Source organism: Kribbella sp. NPDC056345 (assembly GCF_042262745.1).
GTDB lineage: Bacteria > Actinomycetota > Actinomycetes > Propionibacteriales > Kribbellaceae > Kribbella.
Genome location: NZ_JBHJQQ010000004.1, coordinates 255,724 through 274,567 on the forward strand (window position 1 = coordinate 255,724; position 18,844 = coordinate 274,567).

At 67.9% G+C, this 18,844-nt stretch carries 18 protein-coding genes; 8 read left to right on the forward strand and 10 right to left on the reverse strand.

Annotation, left to right across the window (positions count from 1 at the left end; all coding sequences use genetic code 11):
- Positions 1-43: 43 nt before the first annotated feature.
- Positions 44-1,570: an NADH-quinone oxidoreductase subunit NuoN gene (gene nuoN / locus ACFCV3_RS15985; protein ID WP_376031347.1), complete on the forward strand. Its 1,527-nt coding sequence runs from the start codon at positions 44-46 to the stop codon at positions 1,568-1,570.
- Positions 1,567-2,589, forward strand: a complete 1,023-nt coding sequence (locus ACFCV3_RS15990) for a polyprenyl synthetase family protein (RefSeq protein WP_376030761.1) — start codon at positions 1,567-1,569, stop codon at positions 2,587-2,589. Before nuoN ends, ACFCV3_RS15990 begins: the two co-directional genes overlap by 4 nt.
- A 52-nt stretch (positions 2,590-2,641) precedes the next feature.
- Here the strand turns inward: ACFCV3_RS15990 and ACFCV3_RS15995 are convergent, their stop codons facing one another.
- The 4 genes from ACFCV3_RS15995 to rarD form a co-directional block, all read right to left on the reverse strand.
- Positions 2,642-3,109, reverse strand: coding sequence for a cupin domain-containing protein (locus tag ACFCV3_RS15995; RefSeq protein ID WP_376030763.1), 468 nt, complete (start codon positions 3,107-3,109; stop codon positions 2,642-2,644).
- 49 nt (positions 3,110-3,158) lie between these two features.
- Entirely contained in the window at positions 3,159-3,641 is a 483-nt protein-coding gene (locus ACFCV3_RS16000) for an RrF2 family transcriptional regulator (RefSeq protein WP_376030765.1), read from the reverse strand.
- Between the two features lie 38 nt (positions 3,642-3,679).
- On the reverse strand, positions 3,680-5,746 hold the full coding sequence (locus tag ACFCV3_RS16005) for a PhoX family phosphatase (RefSeq protein WP_376030767.1): 2,067 nt from the start codon (positions 5,744-5,746) through the stop codon (positions 3,680-3,682).
- A 96-nt stretch (positions 5,747-5,842) separates the two neighbouring features.
- On the reverse strand, positions 5,843-6,757 hold the full coding sequence (rarD, locus tag ACFCV3_RS16010) for an EamA family transporter RarD (RefSeq protein WP_376030768.1): 915 nt from the start codon (positions 6,755-6,757) through the stop codon (positions 5,843-5,845).
- Between the two features lie 131 nt (positions 6,758-6,888).
- Between rarD and ACFCV3_RS16015 the strand changes: the two genes are divergently transcribed.
- Entirely contained in the window at positions 6,889-7,641 is a 753-nt protein-coding gene (locus ACFCV3_RS16015; protein WP_376030769.1) for a sugar phosphate isomerase/epimerase family protein, read from the forward strand.
- Between the two features lie 22 nt (positions 7,642-7,663).
- On the opposite strand, the gene ACFCV3_RS16020 is transcribed toward ACFCV3_RS16015, so the two are convergent.
- Entirely contained in the window at positions 7,664-9,103 is a 1,440-nt protein-coding gene (locus ACFCV3_RS16020) for a hypothetical protein (protein ID WP_376030770.1), read from the reverse strand.
- Positions 9,100-9,600, reverse strand: coding sequence for a SigE family RNA polymerase sigma factor (locus ACFCV3_RS16025; protein ID WP_376030771.1), 501 nt, complete (start codon positions 9,598-9,600; stop codon positions 9,100-9,102). The genes ACFCV3_RS16020 and ACFCV3_RS16025 overlap by 4 nt, the downstream gene beginning before the upstream one ends.
- 198 nt (positions 9,601-9,798) lie before the next feature.
- Between ACFCV3_RS16025 and ACFCV3_RS16030 the strand changes: the two genes are divergently transcribed.
- Positions 9,799-10,560, forward strand: coding sequence for a D-Ala-D-Ala carboxypeptidase family metallohydrolase (locus ACFCV3_RS16030; protein WP_376030772.1), 762 nt, complete (start codon positions 9,799-9,801; stop codon positions 10,558-10,560).
- A gap of 89 nt (positions 10,561-10,649) precedes the next feature.
- Here ACFCV3_RS16030 and ACFCV3_RS16035 read toward each other — a convergent pair whose 3' ends face one another.
- Both ACFCV3_RS16035 and ACFCV3_RS16040 read right to left on the reverse strand, forming a co-directional pair.
- The gene (locus ACFCV3_RS16035; protein WP_376030773.1) at positions 10,650-11,897 is read right to left on the reverse strand and encodes a DUF445 domain-containing protein; all 1,248 of its coding nucleotides are present in this window, start codon (positions 11,895-11,897) and stop codon (positions 10,650-10,652) included.
- A 35-nt stretch (positions 11,898-11,932) separates the two neighbouring features.
- Complete coding sequence (locus tag ACFCV3_RS16040) at positions 11,933-13,120, reverse strand: MFS transporter (protein ID WP_376030774.1); 1,188 nt, start codon at positions 13,118-13,120, stop codon at positions 11,933-11,935.
- Positions 13,121-13,301: 181 nt separating this feature from the next.
- On the opposite strand from ACFCV3_RS16040, the gene ACFCV3_RS16045 reads away from it, so the two are divergent.
- From ACFCV3_RS16045 to ACFCV3_RS16060, 4 genes are read left to right on the forward strand one after another with little or no spacing between them, the layout of a single operon-like run.
- Positions 13,302-14,453, forward strand: a complete 1,152-nt coding sequence (locus ACFCV3_RS16045) for an alpha-hydroxy-acid oxidizing protein (RefSeq protein ID WP_376030775.1) — start codon at positions 13,302-13,304, stop codon at positions 14,451-14,453.
- Positions 14,450-15,109, forward strand: coding sequence for an HAD family hydrolase (locus ACFCV3_RS16050; RefSeq protein ID WP_376030776.1), 660 nt, complete (start codon positions 14,450-14,452; stop codon positions 15,107-15,109). Before ACFCV3_RS16045 ends, ACFCV3_RS16050 begins: the two co-directional genes overlap by 4 nt.
- A gap of 32 nt (positions 15,110-15,141) precedes the next feature.
- Positions 15,142-15,417, forward strand: a complete 276-nt coding sequence (locus ACFCV3_RS16055) for a hypothetical protein (protein ID WP_376030777.1) — start codon at positions 15,142-15,144, stop codon at positions 15,415-15,417.
- Positions 15,414-15,731 (forward strand): hypothetical protein, encoded by a 318-nt coding sequence (locus ACFCV3_RS16060; protein ID WP_376030778.1) that lies wholly within the window; start codon positions 15,414-15,416, stop codon positions 15,729-15,731. Before ACFCV3_RS16055 ends, ACFCV3_RS16060 begins: the two co-directional genes overlap by 4 nt.
- A gap of 58 nt (positions 15,732-15,789) precedes the next feature.
- On the opposite strand, the gene ACFCV3_RS16065 is transcribed toward ACFCV3_RS16060, so the two are convergent.
- Positions 15,790-16,860: a 2-oxoacid:ferredoxin oxidoreductase subunit beta gene (locus tag ACFCV3_RS16065; RefSeq protein WP_376030779.1), complete on the reverse strand. Its 1,071-nt coding sequence runs from the start codon at positions 16,858-16,860 to the stop codon at positions 15,790-15,792.
- Positions 16,857-18,812, reverse strand: a complete 1,956-nt coding sequence (locus tag ACFCV3_RS16070; protein WP_376030780.1) for a 2-oxoacid:acceptor oxidoreductase subunit alpha — start codon at positions 18,810-18,812, stop codon at positions 16,857-16,859. The genes ACFCV3_RS16065 and ACFCV3_RS16070 overlap by 4 nt, the downstream gene beginning before the upstream one ends.
- Between the last annotated feature and the right edge of the window lie 32 nt (positions 18,813-18,844).

The following is an 18,844-nucleotide window of genomic DNA, read 5'->3' on the forward strand; positions in this document are numbered from 1 at the left end:
TGCGGCGGACTTCGTCGCGCCGAAGATCGAGTACACCGAGCTGATGCCGATGCTCGTGGTGTTCGGCGCGGCCTGTGTCGGCGTCGTCGCCGAGGCGTTCCTGCCGCGCGCTCTGCGGCACATGGCGCAGCTGGCCATCACCGTGGTGGCGATCGTCGTCGCCGGGGTGCTGACCGGGCTGCTGATCAACGGCAACAAGGAACTGATCGCGGCCCAGGGTGCGATCTCGGTCGACGGCCCGGCGCTGTTCACCTGGCTGATCCTGCTCGCGCTGACGCTGATCAGCGTGCTGCTGTTCGCCGAGCGCTCGCTCGACGGTGGCCTGTCCGCGTTCGCGAGCCAGGCGGCCGCCGTACCGGGGTCCGAGGCCGAGCGTGAGGGTACGGCGGCCCGGATCGAGCACACCGAGATCTTCCCGCTGACGCTGTTCGCGGTCGGCGGCATGATGCTGTTCGCGTCGGCCAACGACCTGCTGGTGCTGTTCGTCGCGCTCGAGGTCTTCTCGCTGCCGCTGTACCTGCTGTGCGGGCTGGCGCGTCGTCGCCGGCTGATCTCGCAGGAAGCCGCGATGAAGTACTTCCTGCTCGGTGCGTTCGCCTCCGCGTTCCTGCTGTTCGGGATCGCGCTGCTCTACGGGTACGCCGGCACGATGTCGCTCGGCGGGATCGCGGACGCGCTGGCCCAGGACACCGGTGCGGAGTCCATCCTGCTGGCCGGAACCGGTCTGATCGGGGTCGGCCTGCTGTTCAAGGTCGGCGCCGTACCGTTCCACTCCTGGACGCCGGACGTGTACCAGGGTGCGCCGACGCCGGTCACCGGGTTCATGGCGGCCTGCACCAAGATCGCCGCGTTCATCGGGCTGATGCGGGTCTTCTACGTCGCACTCGGCGGATCGCGCTGGGACTGGGCGCCGATGATGTGGGTCGTCGCGATCCTCACCATGGTGGTCGGTTCGATCGTCGCGATCACCCAGACCGACGTGAAGCGGATGCTGGCCTACTCGTCGATCGCGCACGCAGGCTTCCTGCTGACCGCGTTCGTCGGCCTGGCTCAGGCCGGGAGCGGTGTCCACAACGGGATCACCTCGACCCAGGCGGTGCTCTTCTACCTGGTCGCCTACGGCTTCTCGACGATCGGTGCCTTCGCGGTCGTCACGCTGGTCCGGGACGCGGGTGGCGAGGCCACCCACCTGTCCCGCTGGGCCGGGCTCGGCAAGAAGTCGCCGCTGCTGGCCGGGATCTTCGCGTTCTTCCTGCTGTCCTTCGCCGGTATCCCGCTCACCGCGGGCTTCACCGGCAAGTGGGCGGTCTTCAGCGCAGCCTGGACCGGTGGGGCGTGGCCGTTGGTCGTCGTCGCCGTCCTGTCCAGCCTGGTCGCCGCGTTCTTCTACGTCCGCGTGATCGTGCTGATGTTCTTCTCCGACCTGCCGACCGACGCGCCTGATGTGGCGCTGCCGGGCTGGCAGACCACGACCGCGGTTGCCCTCGGTCTCGCCGCCACAGTGATTCTCGGCCTGGTCCCCGGACCGGTCCTCGAACTGGCGGCCCGCGCGGGTGAGTTCATCCGTTGAGTCCGACCCCGCTGCCGGCCGAGAGCCTGGGCTTCGCGTTCGCCGATGAGGCGCTCGAAGCCCGGGTCCGCGCTGGGCTGGAGGCTGTGGAACAGGCGCTGCACGACTCCACCGAGTCCGAGGCGCCGTTCGTCACTGCCGCCGCTCAGCACGTCATGGTTGCCGGCGGCAAGCGGTTCCGGCCGCTGCTGGTGCTGATCGGCGCCGAGTTCGGCCCGGTCCCGGCGTCTGCTGACGTCGTGAAGTCCGCGGTCGTGGTCGAGCTGACCCACGTCGCCACCCTGCACCACGACGACGTGATGGACGAGGCCGCGCTCCGCCGCGGCTCGGCCACCGCGAACGCCCGCTGGGACAACTCGGTCGCAATCCTGTCCGGCGACTGGCTGTTCGCCCGTGCCTCCGACCTGGTTGCCGACCTCGGCCCCGAGGCCGTCCGGATCCAGGCCCGCACCTTCGGCCGCCTGGTCGAGGGCCAGATCCGCGAAACCCTCGGCGTCGGCGAAGGCCAGGACCCGCTCAAGCACTACCTGTCCGTCGTCGCCGACAAGACCGGCTCCCTGATCGCCACCTCGGCCCTCTTCGGCGCCCGCTTCGCCGGTGCCTCCGAAGAGATCCAGGAGGCCCTGCGCGCCTTCGGCGAGGAGATCGGCGTCGCCTTCCAGCTCGCCGACGACATCCTCGACATCGCCGGCGAATCCGGCCAGTCCGGCAAAACCCCCGGCACCGACCTCCGCGAAGGCGTCCCCACCCTCCCGGTCCTGATCTTCCGGGCCCAGGCCGACCCCACCGACCCCGGCGACGCCCGCCTCCTGGAGCTCCTCGACTCGGACCTCTCGGACGACGCCCGCCTCGGCGAGACCCTCGACCTGCTCCGCGCCCACCCCGCCTTCACCCAAGCCGAGGACGACGTCCGCCGCCGAGCCACCGACGCCCGCCGCCTCCTCACCCCCCTCCCCGAAGGCCCGGCCCGCCAAGCCCTCGACTCCCTCTGCGACCTGGTCGTCACCCGCTCCGTCTGACCCCCGCCGTCGAGCGGTTCGGGGCTGGGTGGAAATGGTTGGTGGTGCTGATTCAGCGATTCTGCCAGGTGGGGCTGTCGGCGTAGTGGTTGTCGTAGAGGTCGCTGGTGGCGGCTACTTCGGACCAGTCGGTGGTGCCTTGGTAGGCGCCTTCCAGGAGGCGGTAGTAGCCGAAGCGGGGTTTGGCGTGGGTGAGGACGAAGAGGACTTCGGCGGGTTCGGTGCCGGCGGCCTCGAAGGCGTGGGTGGTGCTGGGCGGTACGACGAGGAAGTCGCCTTGGTCGAGGAGGATCAGCTCGTCGTCGAGGAGGACGCGGAGCCGGCCGGTGAGGACGAAGAAGAGTTCCGAGGCTTCGTGGTGCTGGTGTGGGGGAGCGCCTTCCTTGCCGGGCCGGAAGGTGGAGCGGTGGCTGGTCAGCTGCCCGCCGGTCTGCGGTACGTCGGCCAGCAGGGTCACGCCGCTGGCGGACAGGACCTCGCCGTCGGTGGCGCGGACGAGGACGGGCTTGGTGAAGGTCATCTCTGCTCCTTGAAATATGGACATCTAATATCCAGAATTAGGACAAACCTCAGGACTTGAGGTTGGCGAAGCGGGTGCGGGTGTTCTCGGGTGCGTCGGGATAGTTCCGTACGACGCGCTCGGCCACGGCGGCGATCGTCTGGCCGGCGAGCTCGCGCCGGTAGGTCAGCTCCGCGGCGCGCATGGCCTGGGAGATCTCGCAGATCTCGCGGTAGTCGGCCTTGGGGTCGCCGCCGGGGCCGACCTTCAGGATCTCGGTGCAGCGGAACGCGTCATCGGCTCCGTCGATCGCCACCACGATGTCGAGCAGGCTGATCTTCCGCGGGTCCCGGGCGAGCTGGAAGCCGCCCTTGGGGCCCGGGACCGACGAAAGAATGCCTGCTCGTGCGAGCGCCTGCAACTGCTTGTTCAGGTACGCCGTGGGGAGCTCGTAGAAGGCGGCGAGGTGCCTGGCGGTGACCGCCTGGCCGGGCAGCCAGCTGAGATTCACGCAGCTGTGCAAGGCCCACTCGACGCCCTCGTTCATCTTCATAATCTGGACATTAGATGTCCAGGTTATGTGCTGTCAACCTACGAACCGACGCGGCCGCCGTCGCGGCGCCAGACGCAGGCGATCGCGGGGCGCGGGAACTTGTCGGTGTGCGGCCAGGTGGAGGTGGGCTTCTCGAAGGTGGCGTCGTCGGTCTCGCCGGGGTGCTGGACGGCGACGAAGGCGGTCTTGTCGTCCTCGGAGACCAGCGGGCCGCAGGCCTCGGCCGCGAACGGCACCGAGAGGAACTGCTTGACCTGACCGCGGTTCGGGCCGGCCACCGGGACGGTGAAGATGCCGTCGTTCGAACCGAGCACGTTGCCGTCGGTGGAGATCCACAGGTTGCCGGAACCGTCGAAGGCGACGTTGTCCGGGCAGGAGATCGGGCTCACCTTGGACTTGTCGAAGCCGCCGAAGTAGGTCTCCTGGGCGGTCGGGTCGCCGCAAACCAGGAACAGGGTCCAGAAGAAGCCGGTCTTGGCCGCGTCGTCGCCCTCCTCGGTGATCTCGAGGATGTAGCCGTTGCGGTTACCGGCCTTCTCGATCAGCGGCCCGTCGAGCTTCTCGCGGACGTGTGAGGTGGCGATCGGGTTGGCCTCGTCGGCCGGGAAGCTGCCGCCCCGCTTGTCGTTGTTGGTCAGCGCGGCGTAGATGCGGCCGTTGACCGGGTTGCGCTCGACGTCCTCCGGGCGGTCCATCCGGGTCGGGCCGACCCTGTCCGCCGCGATCCGGGTGTCGATCAGGACGTCGGCGACCGACATCCCCTCGACGTACGACGTGGTGTGGCTGGTCAGCGGGATCCACTGGCCGGTGCCGTCGTGCAGGCCGTCGCCGTTGCCGTCACCGGTGAACTTGGCGACGTACAGGGTGCCGGCGTCGAGCAGGCCGAAGTTCTTCTTCCGGTTGTCCGGGTCGTACTTGCCTTCGGAGACGAACTTGTAGATGTACTCACCCTTCTCGTCGTCACCGAGGTAGACCGCGATCCGCCCGTCGGCGGTGATCGTGGTGGTCGCACCCTCGTGCTTGAGCCGGGCCAGCATGGTCCGCTTGCGCGGGGTCGCGCGCGGGTCGTACGGGTCGACCTCGACGATCCAGCCGGAGCGGAACACCTCGGTCGGGGTCTTGGTCAGGTCGAAGCGCGGGTCGACGACACTCCACTGGCGCGCCGACTTCGTGACCGTGGTCGGGACGCCGTACCGCTTGTACGACGCCGCGTACTCCGCCGGGGTGCTGCCCGAGACGTCGTAGTACCCGTTGAAGTTCTCCTCGCCGGACAGCACGGTGCCCCACGGCGTGACGCCGCCGGCGCAGTTACCGAAGGTGCCGTAGGCAACCTTTCCGACGCGCTTGTCCTCGGCGGCCGGACCGGTCACCTCGAACTTCGTGGTGGCGGTGATCCGGCGGTTGTAGCGGGACAGGTGCTTGTCGCGGCGCCACTGGCCCGTGTGGCCGACGCGCTCGATCTGGACCACCGACATGCCGTGCGCGGCCAGGCTGATCTTGGCCTGGGCGGCCAGGTCGTACTTGCCGGTGGGGAACATCAGGTACTCGTCGGTGTACTCGTGGTTGCAGACCAGCAACGACTTCCGCTCGTCGCGCAGCGGCACCACCATCGTGTAGTCGTTGTTGTACCCGAACTGCTTGGCCTGCGACGCCGCCGACTGCTTGTGTGCGTCGAACCGCGGAGCGCCGTACTCGACCGGGTCGCCCCAGGCGATGATCACGCCCTGCTCGTAACCGCGCGGGATGACGATGTCGTCCTTGCGGTTCGGCGGTACGACGGCGTGGGTCAGCTTGCCGTGACCACCACCGAGGCCGGGGAAATCACCGTTGCCCTTGGGGAAACCGCCGTACACCTGCTGGTCGGCGGTGGCCGGGAGGTTGGTGGCCAGGGTCGCGACCCCGGCGGCAGCAGCGCCGGCCGCACCGACCTTCAGCATGTTGCGGCGGGTGAAGGCCGACCGGAACACGGACTGGATGTGCTCGTTGTCGGACGTGTTCGGCTGAGCGTGGTCGCACTGGTTGGCGCACTTCATCTCACAGGTGCGGAACGAGCGGGAGCCATGGCGGGTACCGAGCTGACTGATCAGCGGCAGGAACTTGGTCACGTCGGGACCCTAGGGAGCGCAGGCGGTCGCCGAGTGAAGGTCAGATGAACGTCGGACGGCTTAGGTTGCCCTAAGTAGCCAAGAGGAGTCGAACACTCACGCTGCGGAGGTGGCCAGCGCGGCCCGCTCCAGCGCCATTGTCCGGTGGCGCCGCATTCCGTCGAAGGTGAAGATCACCAATGCCACCCAGACCAGGCCGAACCCGGCCCAGCGCATCGGCGACATGTGCTCGTGGAACAGCGTGACACCGCAGATGAACTGCAGGATCGGGGCGATGTAGTTCAGCAGGCCGAGAGTCGTCAGCGAGGTCCTGGTCGCGGCCGCGCCGAAGAACAGCAGCGGTACGGCGGTCAGCGGGCCGGTCAGCAGCACCAGCAGGAAGTACCCGGTCCCGGCGTGGGTGACGGTCGACTGACCGTGTGCACCCAGTACGACGAGGGCTGCGATCGCCAGCGGTACGACGGTGGCCGACTCGACCGCCATACCCTCGATCGCCCCCGCGTCGGCCTTCTTCTTCACGAGCCCGTAGAAGCCCCAGGAGAACGTCAGGATGATCGCGATCCACGGCGGCCGGCCGTTCTCGATCGCCAGCCCGAGGACGGCAGCGAATGCGATCGCCAGCGCGACCCACTGTGCCGGGCGCAGCCGCTCCTTCAGGACGACTACGCCGAGGAAGACCGCGAACAGCGGGGTGATGAAGTACCCGAGCGAGGTCTCGACCACATGGCCGTTGATCACGCCCCAGATGTACGTCCCCCAGTTGACCGAGATCAGCAGCGCGGCGCCCATCAGCGCCCACCGCTTCCGCGGCTGCCGGAGCAACGCCTTCACCTGGTCGAACTTCCGCAGTACGGCGACCAGGGCGGCGATCGTCAGCAGCGACCAGATCACCCGGTGGGCGAGCAACTCGATCGCGCCGGATCGGTCGAGGAGCCGCCAGTACAGCGGGAACAGGCCCCACATCAGGTAAGCGGTGAACCCGTAGATGAACCCTTTTCGCTGATCCGGCACAGCTTGCACTCTAAGCGCGAGCGTCAGTTGCATCCAAGAGCTTTGCTCATGACGTGAGACGGTGACCAGGATCGCGTGGGCGGCGCTGGCCCGATGGGGTTGGATAGAGGGCAGGACACTAGGAGGCACGCGTGGGTGTGAGGACCGGACTGGTCTCGGTGACGTTCCGTCAGTTGCCGGCCGACGAGGTGGTGGAGGTCGCGGCGAAGGCGGGTCTCAAGGCGATCGAATGGGGTGGCGACATCCACGTCCCGCTCGGCGACCTGGTCGCCGCCCGCCGCGTGAAGAACCTGACCGAGCTGCACGGACTCCAGACCGTCGCCTACGGCTCCTACCTCCGCGCGGGCGCGGCCGACCGCGAGCAGATGCGCGCCACTGTGGCAACGGCCGAAGCCCTCGGCGCCTCCCGCATCCGCGTCTGGGCCGGCACCGTCGGTACGGCGGAAGCGGGCGTCGGCGACCGGATGGCGGTGACCCGTGGACTCGCCGAGCTGGCCGACGTGGCTGCCAGCTCCGGTATCGAGATCGCCCTGGAGTTCCACCGCAACACCCTGACCGACGAGGTCGACTCCACCATCACGCTGCTGATGGACGTCGGCGCCCCGAACCTCACGACGTACTGGCAACCTCCCGTAGGCATGGCCGACGAAGAATGCCTCCAGCAACTGGACTCCCTCCTGCCCTGGCTGACCACAGTCCACGTCTTCTCCTGGGACCCCGACGGCACCCGCCGCCCCTTGGCCACTCGCGAGTCGCTGTGGCGCCAGGTCCTCGCTCGGTTGGCGGGCGACCCCCGAGAGCTCAACGCCCTCCTGGAATTCGTCCCCGACAACAGCCCCGAGCAGCTGGTCAAAGACGCCGCCGACCTGCACGCCTGGCTGTAACACCAGGCGCGCAGGCCGCGCGCTAGGCGGGCAGGTAGATCGCGATGAAGACCTTGCCCTTGGTCGGCTTCCCCTTCGTCACCTTCATCTCAGCCTGACCGGCCGGCCCAGGGCCCCAGCCGCTCAGCCCGCTGCCCAGCCCACCGGCAGTGCCGGCGGCCTTGCCGATCCCGCCGGGCTGACCGCGGAACGACATCTCGCCCTCCGCTTCCCCGGGGATGCCGAGTTCGGAGCTGCCGTAGGCGATGAGGAACGGCTTGTCGGCGGGGGTGTCGATGGTGACCCGGCCTGACGGTCCTGCCGCTTCGCGCACCTGCGCGAGCTGGTAGTCGTAGCCACCGAACTCGACCCGCTCCGCGATTCCGACTCCGTCGATCACGCGCTGCTTGCCCTGCGCGTAGATGCCGAGGCCGAGCCGGACGTTGTCCCTCGGGGCTGGGACCTTGCCTTTGGCGACGATCCGAGCGACGACCTCGACCTGCTGCCCGGCCGGCGGGGCCGGGACAATGTGGCTGCTGCCGCGGCCCGCGTCGGTCGAGGATGCCTCGCAGGTCATCTTGCTGATCGAGGTGTCGTTGAAGAACGTCTGGACCTCATAGGGCTGGGCATCGAACGTCGATGCGCTGTTCGCCGTGCAGAACCCATGCAGGACCAGCGGGGCACCCGTCGAGGTGAAGCTGAACCGGACCTCTTTGGCGCCGGGTTCACCGGCAGCGGCACCGAGCAGGGTGTCACCGCCGACCTGCTTGCGGTAAACCACGCCGGAGGACTGGTAGTCGTCCGGGCCGACTGGTGGGGTGCGCGCCGCGAGCCCCTCGGTGTAGGTCAGCACCTCCGGCGTGGAGTAGAGGCCGACCTGGATGCTTCCGGTCGACTTGGCCAATTCGCCGGACTCGCTGACGACCTGTGCGGTGACCGTCGTCGGCTTCCCGATCGGGGAATCGAGCCAGAGCGGTGAATCGGTCCGCAAAGTGCTGACCAGTGCGGCGTTCGAGGCCCAGGCGTCGGCGCCCAGGTTGCAGGGCATCCTTCCGGCGTATGCGTCGCCAACCCAGATCCGGACCTCTGCGAATCCGGCATAGCCTTCGGACTCGCAGGCGCCGCGGACGTTGATGCTCTTGGTTGTCGGCGTCCACGCGAAGGAGACCTTGTTCTCGTTCTTGTCGCCGATCCACGCCTTGAGCAACTTGTCGGACCCGACCATGCCCGGCACGGTCCTGCCGTTCTCGATGTAGTCCGACGGCTTCTCCTCGGCCGGGTCCGGGGTCGAGGTGGTGATGACGCCGGGGACCACGGCCACGGCGAGGATCGCGACGGCTGCTACCGAGGCGAGGGCTGTCGCCGTACGGCGTTGCTTCGTGCGGCGGATCTTGTGCCGGATGCCGGGCAGGAGGTCGGGCTGGCGGGCAGCTGATTCTTCGGCGCGGGCGGTCAGCTCGGTGCGGAGGTCTTGGAGGTTCATCGGGGGGTCTCCTGGGTGGCAGGGGTGCCGGAGAGGAGGGCGGGGTCCAGGCGGAGTTTGGCCACGGCCTTGCTGGCTTGGCTCTTGACGGTGCCGACGCTGGTACCGAGGAGGCGGGCGGTCTCGGCCTCGGTCAGGTCCTCGTAGTAGCGCAGGACGATCACGGCGCGCTGGCGGCGGGGGAGCCGTTGGAGCGCGTCCCAGAGATCGCCTTCGTACTCGGGGCCGGCGGCGGAACTCTCGGGGAGTTCGTCGCTGGGGATCTCGTGTGTCCAGCGGCGGCGCCACCAGGAGGCGTAGGTGTTCACCATGATCTTGCGGACGTACGGCTCGGGATCGTCGCGTTCGATCCGGGACCAGGCGAACCAGGCCTTGGCGAGTGCGGTCTGCACCAGATCCTCGGCCAGGGCGTGGTCGTGGGTGAGCAGGTACGCCGTCCGCAGCAGGCGGCCCGAGCGGGCGGCGACGAACGCGTCGAATCCCTCGCTGGATGTCACCGGCGGCCCCGTTTCTCCTGCGCCCAAAAGACCACGCTGCGTGAGCGTGCCGATTTTCGTAGTCACATCCTGCCTGACCAGGTGTCCCCGGGATTTGGTTGCCTGTTCGGAAGAAAGTTCCGGACAATCCCTGGTAATGCGGTGGATCTTGCCGCACTGTGGTCGGCAGACAAGTCACTTCACCGCCCGGAGGTTGTCATGTCCCACCTCATCGGCCGCCCGCTCCCGCGGCTCGCCGCCATCTTCCTGCTGTTCGCGGCGATGCTGGCCGCGACCCTGACCACCCAGTTCGTCACCGCCCCCAAGGCGCACGCCGACGGTTGCTACACCTGGAGCCGGACCCTCAGCGAGGGGGCGGTCGGCGCTGACGTCGAGCAGTTGCAGATCCGGATCGCCGGCTATCCCGGGTACGGAAAGCATCTGGCCATCGACCGCGACTTCGGCCCCGCCACGAAGGCCGCCCTCGTGCTGTTCCAGAAGGCATACGGGCTGCCGGCGACCGGCATCGCCGACGGCACGACGTACAACAAGATCTACGCACTGCAGGACGACGACTGCACCCCGATCCACTTCACCTACGCCGAACTCGACGACGGCTGCGGCGGTTCCGGGTACGACGGCGGTCCGCTGAGTGCGGCCGACACCAAGCTCAACGCGCTCAAGACCATGTGGCAGCTCGAAGCCATGCGGCACGCCATGGGGGACCAGCCGCTGAACATCTCGAGCGGATTCCGCAGCATCCCGTGCAACCGTTCGGTCGGCGGCGCCAGCGACAGTCAGCACCTCTACGGCCGCGCGGCCGACCTGGTCGGTTCACACTCGCTGTGCGCGCTGGTCAAGCAGGCCCGCTACCACGGCTTCGGTGGCATCCTCGGCCCGGGCTTCTCCGGTCACAACGACCACGCCCACCTCGACATCCGCACCAGCAACTACTGGAGCGCCCCCAGCTGCGGCATCTGATTTGGCTGGCTAGCCACTCAAATCGGGGGTTCTGCACCGTGGTTGACGGTGCAGAACCCCCAATTTCGCTGCCTAGCCAGTCAAATGCGTCAGAGGAGTTGGCTGACCGTGTGGATGACCAGGCCGACGAGGGCGCCGACGACGGTGCCGTTGATGCGGATGAACTGGAGGTCGCGGCCTACGTGCAGTTCGATCCGGGCCGACGCCTCGCGGCCGTCCCAGCGGGCGATCGTGTCGGAGATGACCGAGACGATCTCGGTGCCGTAGGTGCGGATGACGTAGCTGACCGCCTCGGTGGCGCGGGCGTCGACCTTGCCCCGCAGTACGTCGTCGTCCTGCAACCGCTGACCCAGGTCCTGGATCACCTTCACCCCGCGGACCCGTAGCGTGCTCGCCGGATCCTGGATCGAGTCGATGAGTGCCGTGCGCAACGAATCCCAGACCGCCGTGAGGCTGGAACCCATGTCGGGGTGGGTGAGCATCCGCGCCTTGAAGGCCTCGAACCGTTCCATCGTCTCGGGGTCGTTCTGCAGGTCGACCGCGAGCTTCTGCAGCAGCCGGTCGACGGCCTGCCGGGCCTTGTGGTCCTGGTTGTCCCGTACGTCGGCCAGCCAGGCGAGCGCCTCGCGGTGGATCCGGTCGACCACCAGCCGGTCGACCCACATCGGCGACCACCGCGGCGCCCGCGGGCCGACCACCTCGGCGAGCAGTTCGCGGTTCTCGCTCAGCCAGTCGTGCGCCTCGATCATCAGCAGGTCGAACAGCGCGTGATGAGCCCCGTCGTCGACCACCGACTCGAGGAAGTGCCCGGCGATCGGGCTCAGCGGTTCCTGGACGAACCGCGGCAGCAGCGATCCCCGGACGAACGCGGTCACGTCGTCGTCCCCGAGCTTCGGCAGCGCGGCCCCGATCGTCCGGGCGCCTTCCGCGACGATCCGCTCGGCATGGTTCCCGGCGGCCAGCCACTCACCGGCCCGGCGGCTGACATCGGCCGACCGCATCTTCTCCGCCACGACCTCTTCGGAGAGGAAGTTCTCGGTGACGAACTGTTCGAGGCTCTCGGCCAGCATGTCCTTGCGGGTCGGCACGATCGCGGTATGCGGAATCGGCAACCCCAGCGGATGCCGGAACAATGCAGTCACCGCGAACCAGTCGGCCAGCGCACCAACCATCGCCGCCTCGGCCGCCGCATTCACGTAGCCCAAGCCGCCGTCGCGGTGCAGCGTGATCACGTAGACGATCGCAGCCAGCACCAGCAACGACAGTGCGACCAATCGCATCTGCCGCAGCCCACGCCGCCGTACCTGATCGGCGGCGCTCAACGTCATAGTCGCCATACTCCGATCCAACCAGGTGATACCCAGGGATCCGGTCAGGCGGTTGCCTGGTTCACCCCTGATTTCGCCGTCCGACGATCCATCAAGCCCGAGATCACCGCGAAAATCAGCCCGGCGACCGCCAGTGCTGCGCCGACCCGGCTCGGCCATTCGTAGCCGTAGCCGGCCGACAGTACGAGGCTGCCGAGCCAGGCGCCGAGCGCGTTGGCGATGTTGAGTGTGGAGTGGTTCAGCGACGCGGCCAGTGACTGTCCCTCGTGAGCGACGTCCATCAGCCGCGTCTGCAGCGCGGGGATCAGGATGCTCGCCGAACCGCCCATCAGGAACACCGCGATCAGCGCGGTCGGCTTGGTGTTCGCCATCCACCCGAACACACCGAGGACGATGGTCACCGCGATCAGGCCGCCGTACAGGCTCGGCATCAGCGCACGGTCGGCCAGCCGGCCACCGATCAGCGTGCCGCAGGTCATCCCGACGCCGTACGTCGCCAGCACGATCGTGACCGCGGACGGGGAGAAACCGGCCAGTTCCGTCATCGTCGGGGTGATGAACGAGTACGTCGCGAACATGCCGCCGAACCCGACCATTCCGACCAGCAACGCCATCCACACCTGCGGCCGGGCCAGCGCACTCAACTCACTGCGCACGTTCGTGTCACTGCCCACGGCTTGCGGCGTCACCCAGAACCAGACGGCCACCAACGTCAGCAACCCGAGCCCACCAACCGCCAGGAACGGTGCCTGCCACCCGAGGCCCTGTCCCATCAAGGTCGTCAGCGGTACGCCGATGATGTTCGCCACCGGCAGCCCGACCATGATCATCGACACGGCCCACGCCCGCCGGTTCGCCGGCACCATCGAGGCCCCGACCACCGCACCGATCCCGAAGAACGCGCCATGCGGCACCCCGGTCAGGAACCGCGCCGCCATCAACAGCTCGTAGCTCGAAGCAACAGCCGACAAAACGTTGCCCACCACAAACATCGCCATCAGCCCGAGCAGCATCCGCTTCCGCCCGGTCCGCGCCCCCAGCGCCGCAATCACCGGCGCCCCCACCACAACCCCCAGCGCGTACGCCGAAATCACATGGCCCGCGGTTGGAATCGAGATCCCCACCCCCGCCGCGATCTGAGGCAGCAACCCCATCGTCACGAACTCGGTCGTCCCGATCGCAAATCCACCGGTCGCCAACGCGAACAACGCCAACCCCACCCGCCGAGACACACCCCGACCGTCAGCAGTCACTCCACTAGTCACCCCTGAGTCTCCCAAACCCCGCCCGCCACCACCCACAAACCTGCCACCAGATTGTCAACTTCCCAGGACTTCAGGACGAACTCGGGCACCAGGCTGACGGACCTCGGGGGCCGTTCCTGACAGATGTCATGTTGTGGGAGCATCCGGCATGGCCAACTTCGGTGATTTTCAGCTGCAGATCTATCTGCAAGGAATGCTGCAAGGGACCCGGCCGGAGATCACGACCGACCTGGCCCGGCTGGAGTCACAGGCGGCCGGGACGCTGTCCGCGGAGGCGATGGGTTACATCGTGCCGAGCGCGGGGAACGGCGCGACCGCGCGGGCCAACCTGGCGGCGTTCGATCGGTGGCGGCTGGTGCCGCGGATGTTGCGCGGGAGTACCGAACGCGACCTGAGCTGCACGATCCTCGGTACGGCGATGCCCGCGCCGGTGCTGGTCGCACCGATCGGTGTCCAGACGCTCGCGCACCCGGACGGCGAGCTGGCCGTGTCGCGCGCCGCCGACACCCTAGGCATCACCTACACGCACTCGACCCAGGCCAGCCACGCGATCGAGCAGATCGAGGCGAAGAGCAAGTGGTACCAGCTGTACTACCCGACCGACCGCGACGTCTGCCTCAGCTTGCTGCAACGCGCCAAGGCCAGCGGGTACGGCGTCCTGGTGGTGACCCTGGATACCGGCACGATCGGGTGGCGTCCGGCCGACCTGGATCGCGGGTTCCTGCCGTTCCTGAAGGGTGAGGGGCTCGCGAACTACTTCAGCGACCCGGCCTTCCAGTCCAAACTCGCCAAGCCGATCGACGAGGATCCGGGCGCCGCGGTGATGCAGTGGGCGCAGATGTTCCCGAACGTCGGTCTCAGCTGGGACGACCTCGGATTCCTGCGCGACAACTGGGACGGTCCGATCGTCCTGAAGGGCATCACCGCCGTCGAGGATGCCAAGCTCGCTGCCGAGCACGGTTTCGAAGGCCTCGTGGTGTCGAACCACGGTGGTCGCCAGGTCGACGGCGCGATCGCCGCGCTGGACGCGCTGCCCGCGATCGCGGAGGCGGTTGGTGAGCAGATGACCGTCCTGTTCGACTCCGGCGTACGGACAGGCGCGGACGCGGCGAAGGCGCTCGCTCTGGGCGCCAAGGCGGTGCTCCTCGGCCGGCCGTTGCTGTACGGCCTCGCGCTGGCCGGCCAGGCCGGTGTCGAACACGTCCTGCGCTGTTTCCTCGCCGAACTCGACCTGACCCTGGCCCTCTCCGGCTACGCCAACCACCGCGAACTCAACCGCGATTCGGTAGTGCGCGCGTGAAGGCAGTCATCTTCGACCTCGACAACACCCTGTTCGACCACACAGGTTCCGCCGCGATCGCCGTACACGCCTGGATCTCGAAGCTGGGCGGTACACCGTCCGACGCCTTGCTGGCCGAGTGGTTCGCCATCGAGGACCGCGTCTACCCCCGCTGGCTCGCCGGCGAACTCACCCACCAGGGCCAACGCCGAGCCCGCCTGCACGAATTCCTCCCGCTCCTCGGCCACCCGGTCCCCGCCACCGAGCCCGAACAGGACGAGTTCTTCGCCGGCTACCTCGAGCTGTACACGGCGAACTGGTCGGCCTACCCCGACGCCCGCCCCGCCCTGGAAGTTGCCCGCAGCAACAACTGGCGCATCGGCATCCTCACCAACGGCAGCACCCGTCAGCAGAACGCCAAACTGAACGCCATCGGCCTCGCCGACCTGGTCGACGTCGTCTGCACCACCGAGTCCCTCGGCATCAGCAAACCCCACCCCCACTCCTACCTCCAAACCTGCGCCCACCTGGGCGTAACCCCCGCCGAAACCCTCATGATCGGCGACAACCTGGAACTGGACGTAGTAGGCGCCCAAGCAGCCGGCCTAACCGCCCGCCACCTCAACCGCCCCGCCGGCAACCTCCTCACCGACCTGCTGCTTGGAGAAGTTGTGTAGTACAAAACTGAGTTATGTAGTACATTACCTAGGTGGCGATCACGTGGGCACCAAGCGCGGACAAGCACGGCATCGATCGTGAGGACGCACTTCACGCGATCATGAACGCGCACTACGTTGAGCAGGAGTTCGACGAACCGCGGCCGCCGGCAAGCATCCGGCCGACGTTGTTCATCGGACCACCCAGGCAACTCGGCGGTCCGTTGCTGGAAGTTATGGTCGAGGTCAATCCGCCCCGAGACCTGCACATCTTCCACGTGATGGTCGCACGGCCCAAGCATCTTCAGCGTATGAAGGAGGATAGATGAGCGAGAAGGACTACGACGCGGCCGCGGAATGGGCCGAGCATGACATGGCGCTCCCGGAGGACTCGCAGTCCGCGCTTCGGGGGCAGGCTGCAGCCGCCTTCGGCAGCGATCTCATCGAGCGATCCCGCGGTGGCCGGCCGTCGATCGACCCGGATGCGGCGCCGGGTGAGACCTCGCCTGTGCGGCAGGTTCGGTTGCCACGCAGCATCGACAACGATCTCGTCGCCTTCGCGGAAGAAAACCATCGAAAGCTCAGCGAAGTGATGCGTGAGGCGATTGCTGAGTACCTCATCACGCACCGAAAGGCCAGCTAGACGGCCTGATCCCGCTTGATGACTTCGCCTGGCCTGGGTCTGCCCAGGCCAGGCGCTGTCAGTCGACGGTCCAGGTGTCGGTGCCGGTGATCAGGGACTGGAGGTCGCCGGGGCCTTGGGCTTGGGTGGCGGTGGTGATCTGCTGGCGGACGAGGTCGTCGTAGGCGGGGCGGTCCACCTGGCGGAAGATGCCGATGGGGGCCTGGTGGAGGACGCCGGCGTCGGTCAGGCGGGAGAGGGCGAAGGCGTAGGCGGGGTCCTCGGTGTGGGCGTCGTGGACGACCAGGTCGGACTCGCCGCCGGGGAGGTCGGCGACCTCGCGGACGGCGAGGGAGGCGAAGCCGTCGCGGACGACGCCGAGGTGGCCGTCGACACCGAACCGGATGGGGGCGCCGTGGACGAGCGGGATGATCGCGTCGTCGCGGGTGTCGGGGTTCTTGAAGGCGTCGAAGGCGTTGTCGTTGAAGATCGGGCAGTTCTGGTAGATCTCGACGAACGACGTGCCGCGGTGTTCGGCGGCCGCGCGCAGCACCGAGGTGAGGTGCTTGCGGTCGGAGTCGACCGTGCGGGCCACGAAGGTCGCCTCGGCACCGAGGGCCAGCGAGACCGGGTTGAACGGCGTGTCCACCGAACCCATCGGGGTCGACTTCGTCACCTTGCCCGGCTCGGAGGTCGGGGAGTACTGACCCTTCGTCAGACCGTAGATCCGGTTGTTGAACAGCAGGATCTTCAGGTTCACGTTCCGCCGGAGGGTGTGGATCAGGTGGTTGCCACCGATCGACAGCGCGTCGCCGTCACCGGTCACCACCCAGACGCTCAGGTCGGGCCGTGCCGTCGCGAGCCCGGTCGCGATCGCCGGCGCGCGCCCGTGGATCGAGTGCATGCCGTACGTCGACAGGTAGTACGGGAACCGTGACGAGCAGCCGATCCCGGACACCATCGCGACGTTCTCGCGCTTGATCCCGAGCTCCGGCAGGAACCCCTGGAAAGCAGCCAGTACGGCGTAGTCGCCGCACCCCGGGCACCAGCGAACCTCCTGGTCGGACACGTACTCCTTGCGGTTCTGCGGCCCGTCCGCGACCGGAACACCCTTCAGGCCGCCCGGCAGTCCCAGATCAACCGTGCTCATCGTGCACCCTCCAGGTGATCCCAGTGCGTCAGGTTCGCTGCCGCCGAGCCCAGGTGGCGCGCGTCGTCGTCGATCCCTTCGGTCTCCTCGACCAGGTTGCCGATCACCTCGGCGAGCTCGGCCGCGCCGAGCGGCATCCCGCGGACCTGCGCGTACGAGACGACATCGATCAGGTACTTCGCCCGCAGCAGCATCGCCAGCTGCCCGAGGTTCATCTCCGGGACCAGCACCTTGTCGTAGCTGCGCAGCACGTCCCCGAGGTTCGCCGGGAACGGGTTCAGATGCCGCAGGTGTGCCTGCGCGATCTTCCCGCCGACAGTCCGCACCCGCCGCACACCGGCCCCGATCGGCCCGTACGTCGATCCCCAGCCGAGCACCAGCACCTTCGCCGTACCGTCCGGGTCGTCGACGTGCAGCGGCTCGATCGTCCGGGCGATCCCGTCGATCTTGGCCTGCCGGGTCCGGATCATCAGGTCGTGGTTGGCCGGGTCGTAGGAGATGTTGCCGGTCTTGTCCTCCTTCTCCAGACCACCGATCCGGTGATCCAGCCCTGCCGTACCGGGGATCGCCCAGGCTCGCGCCAGCGTCTCCGGATCACGCAGATACGGCAGGTACGCCGGCTTGCCGTCGGCCGCCGTCGCATTCGGCTCCACCGTGAAGTTGGGATCGATCGTCGGCAGCGACTCGACCGACGGGATCTGCCACGGCTCCGAACCGTTGGCCAGGTAACCGTCGGACAGCACGATCACCGGCGTCCGGTAGGTGACCGCGATCCGGGTCGCCTCGACCGCGATCGCGAAACAGTCCGCGGGGGACTGGGCCGCGACGATCGGCAGCGGCGCCTCGCCGTTGCGGCCGAACATCACCTGCAGCAGATCCGCCTGCTCGGTCTTGGTCGGCATCCCGGTGGACGGGCCCGCGCGCTGGATGTCGCAGACGACCAGCGGCAGCTCGAGCATCACGCCGAGACCGATCGTCTCGGACTTCAAGGAGATCCCGGGCCCGGACGACGTGGTCACGCCGAGCGCACCACCGAACGACGCACCCAGCGCAGCACCGACCCCGGCGATCTCGTCCTCGGCCTGGATCGTGGTCACGTTGAACCGCTTGAGCTTGGACAACTCGTGCAGTACGTCGGACGCCGGAGTGATCGGATACGCGCCGAGCACCATCGGCAGCCCCGCCCGCTGGGCGCCCGCCACCAGGCCGTACGCCAGCGCGAGGTTGCCGGAGATGTTCCGGTAGGTGCCGGTCGGCATCACGGCCGGCTTCACCTCGTAGCGGACCGAGAACTCCTCGGCCGTCTCACCGAAGTTGTAGCCGGCCCGGAAGGCCGCGATGTTCGCGTCGCGGATATCGGGCTTCGAAGCGAACTTGGTCTCCAGGAACTTGATCGTCGACTCGACCGGCCGCTGGAACAGCCAGGAGACGAGACCGAGTGCGTACATGTTCTTCGCCCGGGACGCGTCCTTACGGGACAGCCCGAACTCCTTGACCGACTCCACCGTCATACCGGTCAGGTTCAGCGCGACCACGTGGTACGCCTCGAGCTCGCCGTTCTCCAGCGGGTTCTCGTCGTACCCGATCCGCTTCAGGTTCCGGGCCGTGAAGTCCGCGGTGTCGACGATCACCGTCGCGCCGCGCGGGACATCCTTGAGGTTCGCCTTGAGGGCGGCCGGGTTCATCGCGATCAGGACGTCGGGCGCGTCACCCGGCGTCAGGATGTCGTGATCGGCGAAGTGGAGCTGGAACGACGACACTCCCGGCAGAGTCCCGGCTGGTGCCCGGATCTCGGCGGGGAAGTTGGGCAACGTCGACAGATCATTGCCGAACGATGCCGTTTCCGCTGTGAACCTGTCCCCCGTGAGCTGCATCCCGTCGCCGGAGTCGCCGGCGAAGCGGATCACCACGCGGTCGAGCTGCTTGACCTCGATGGTCACTGTTCTGTTCATCTCCAAGTCGGCACTTGGGCCGGCGCACCGCC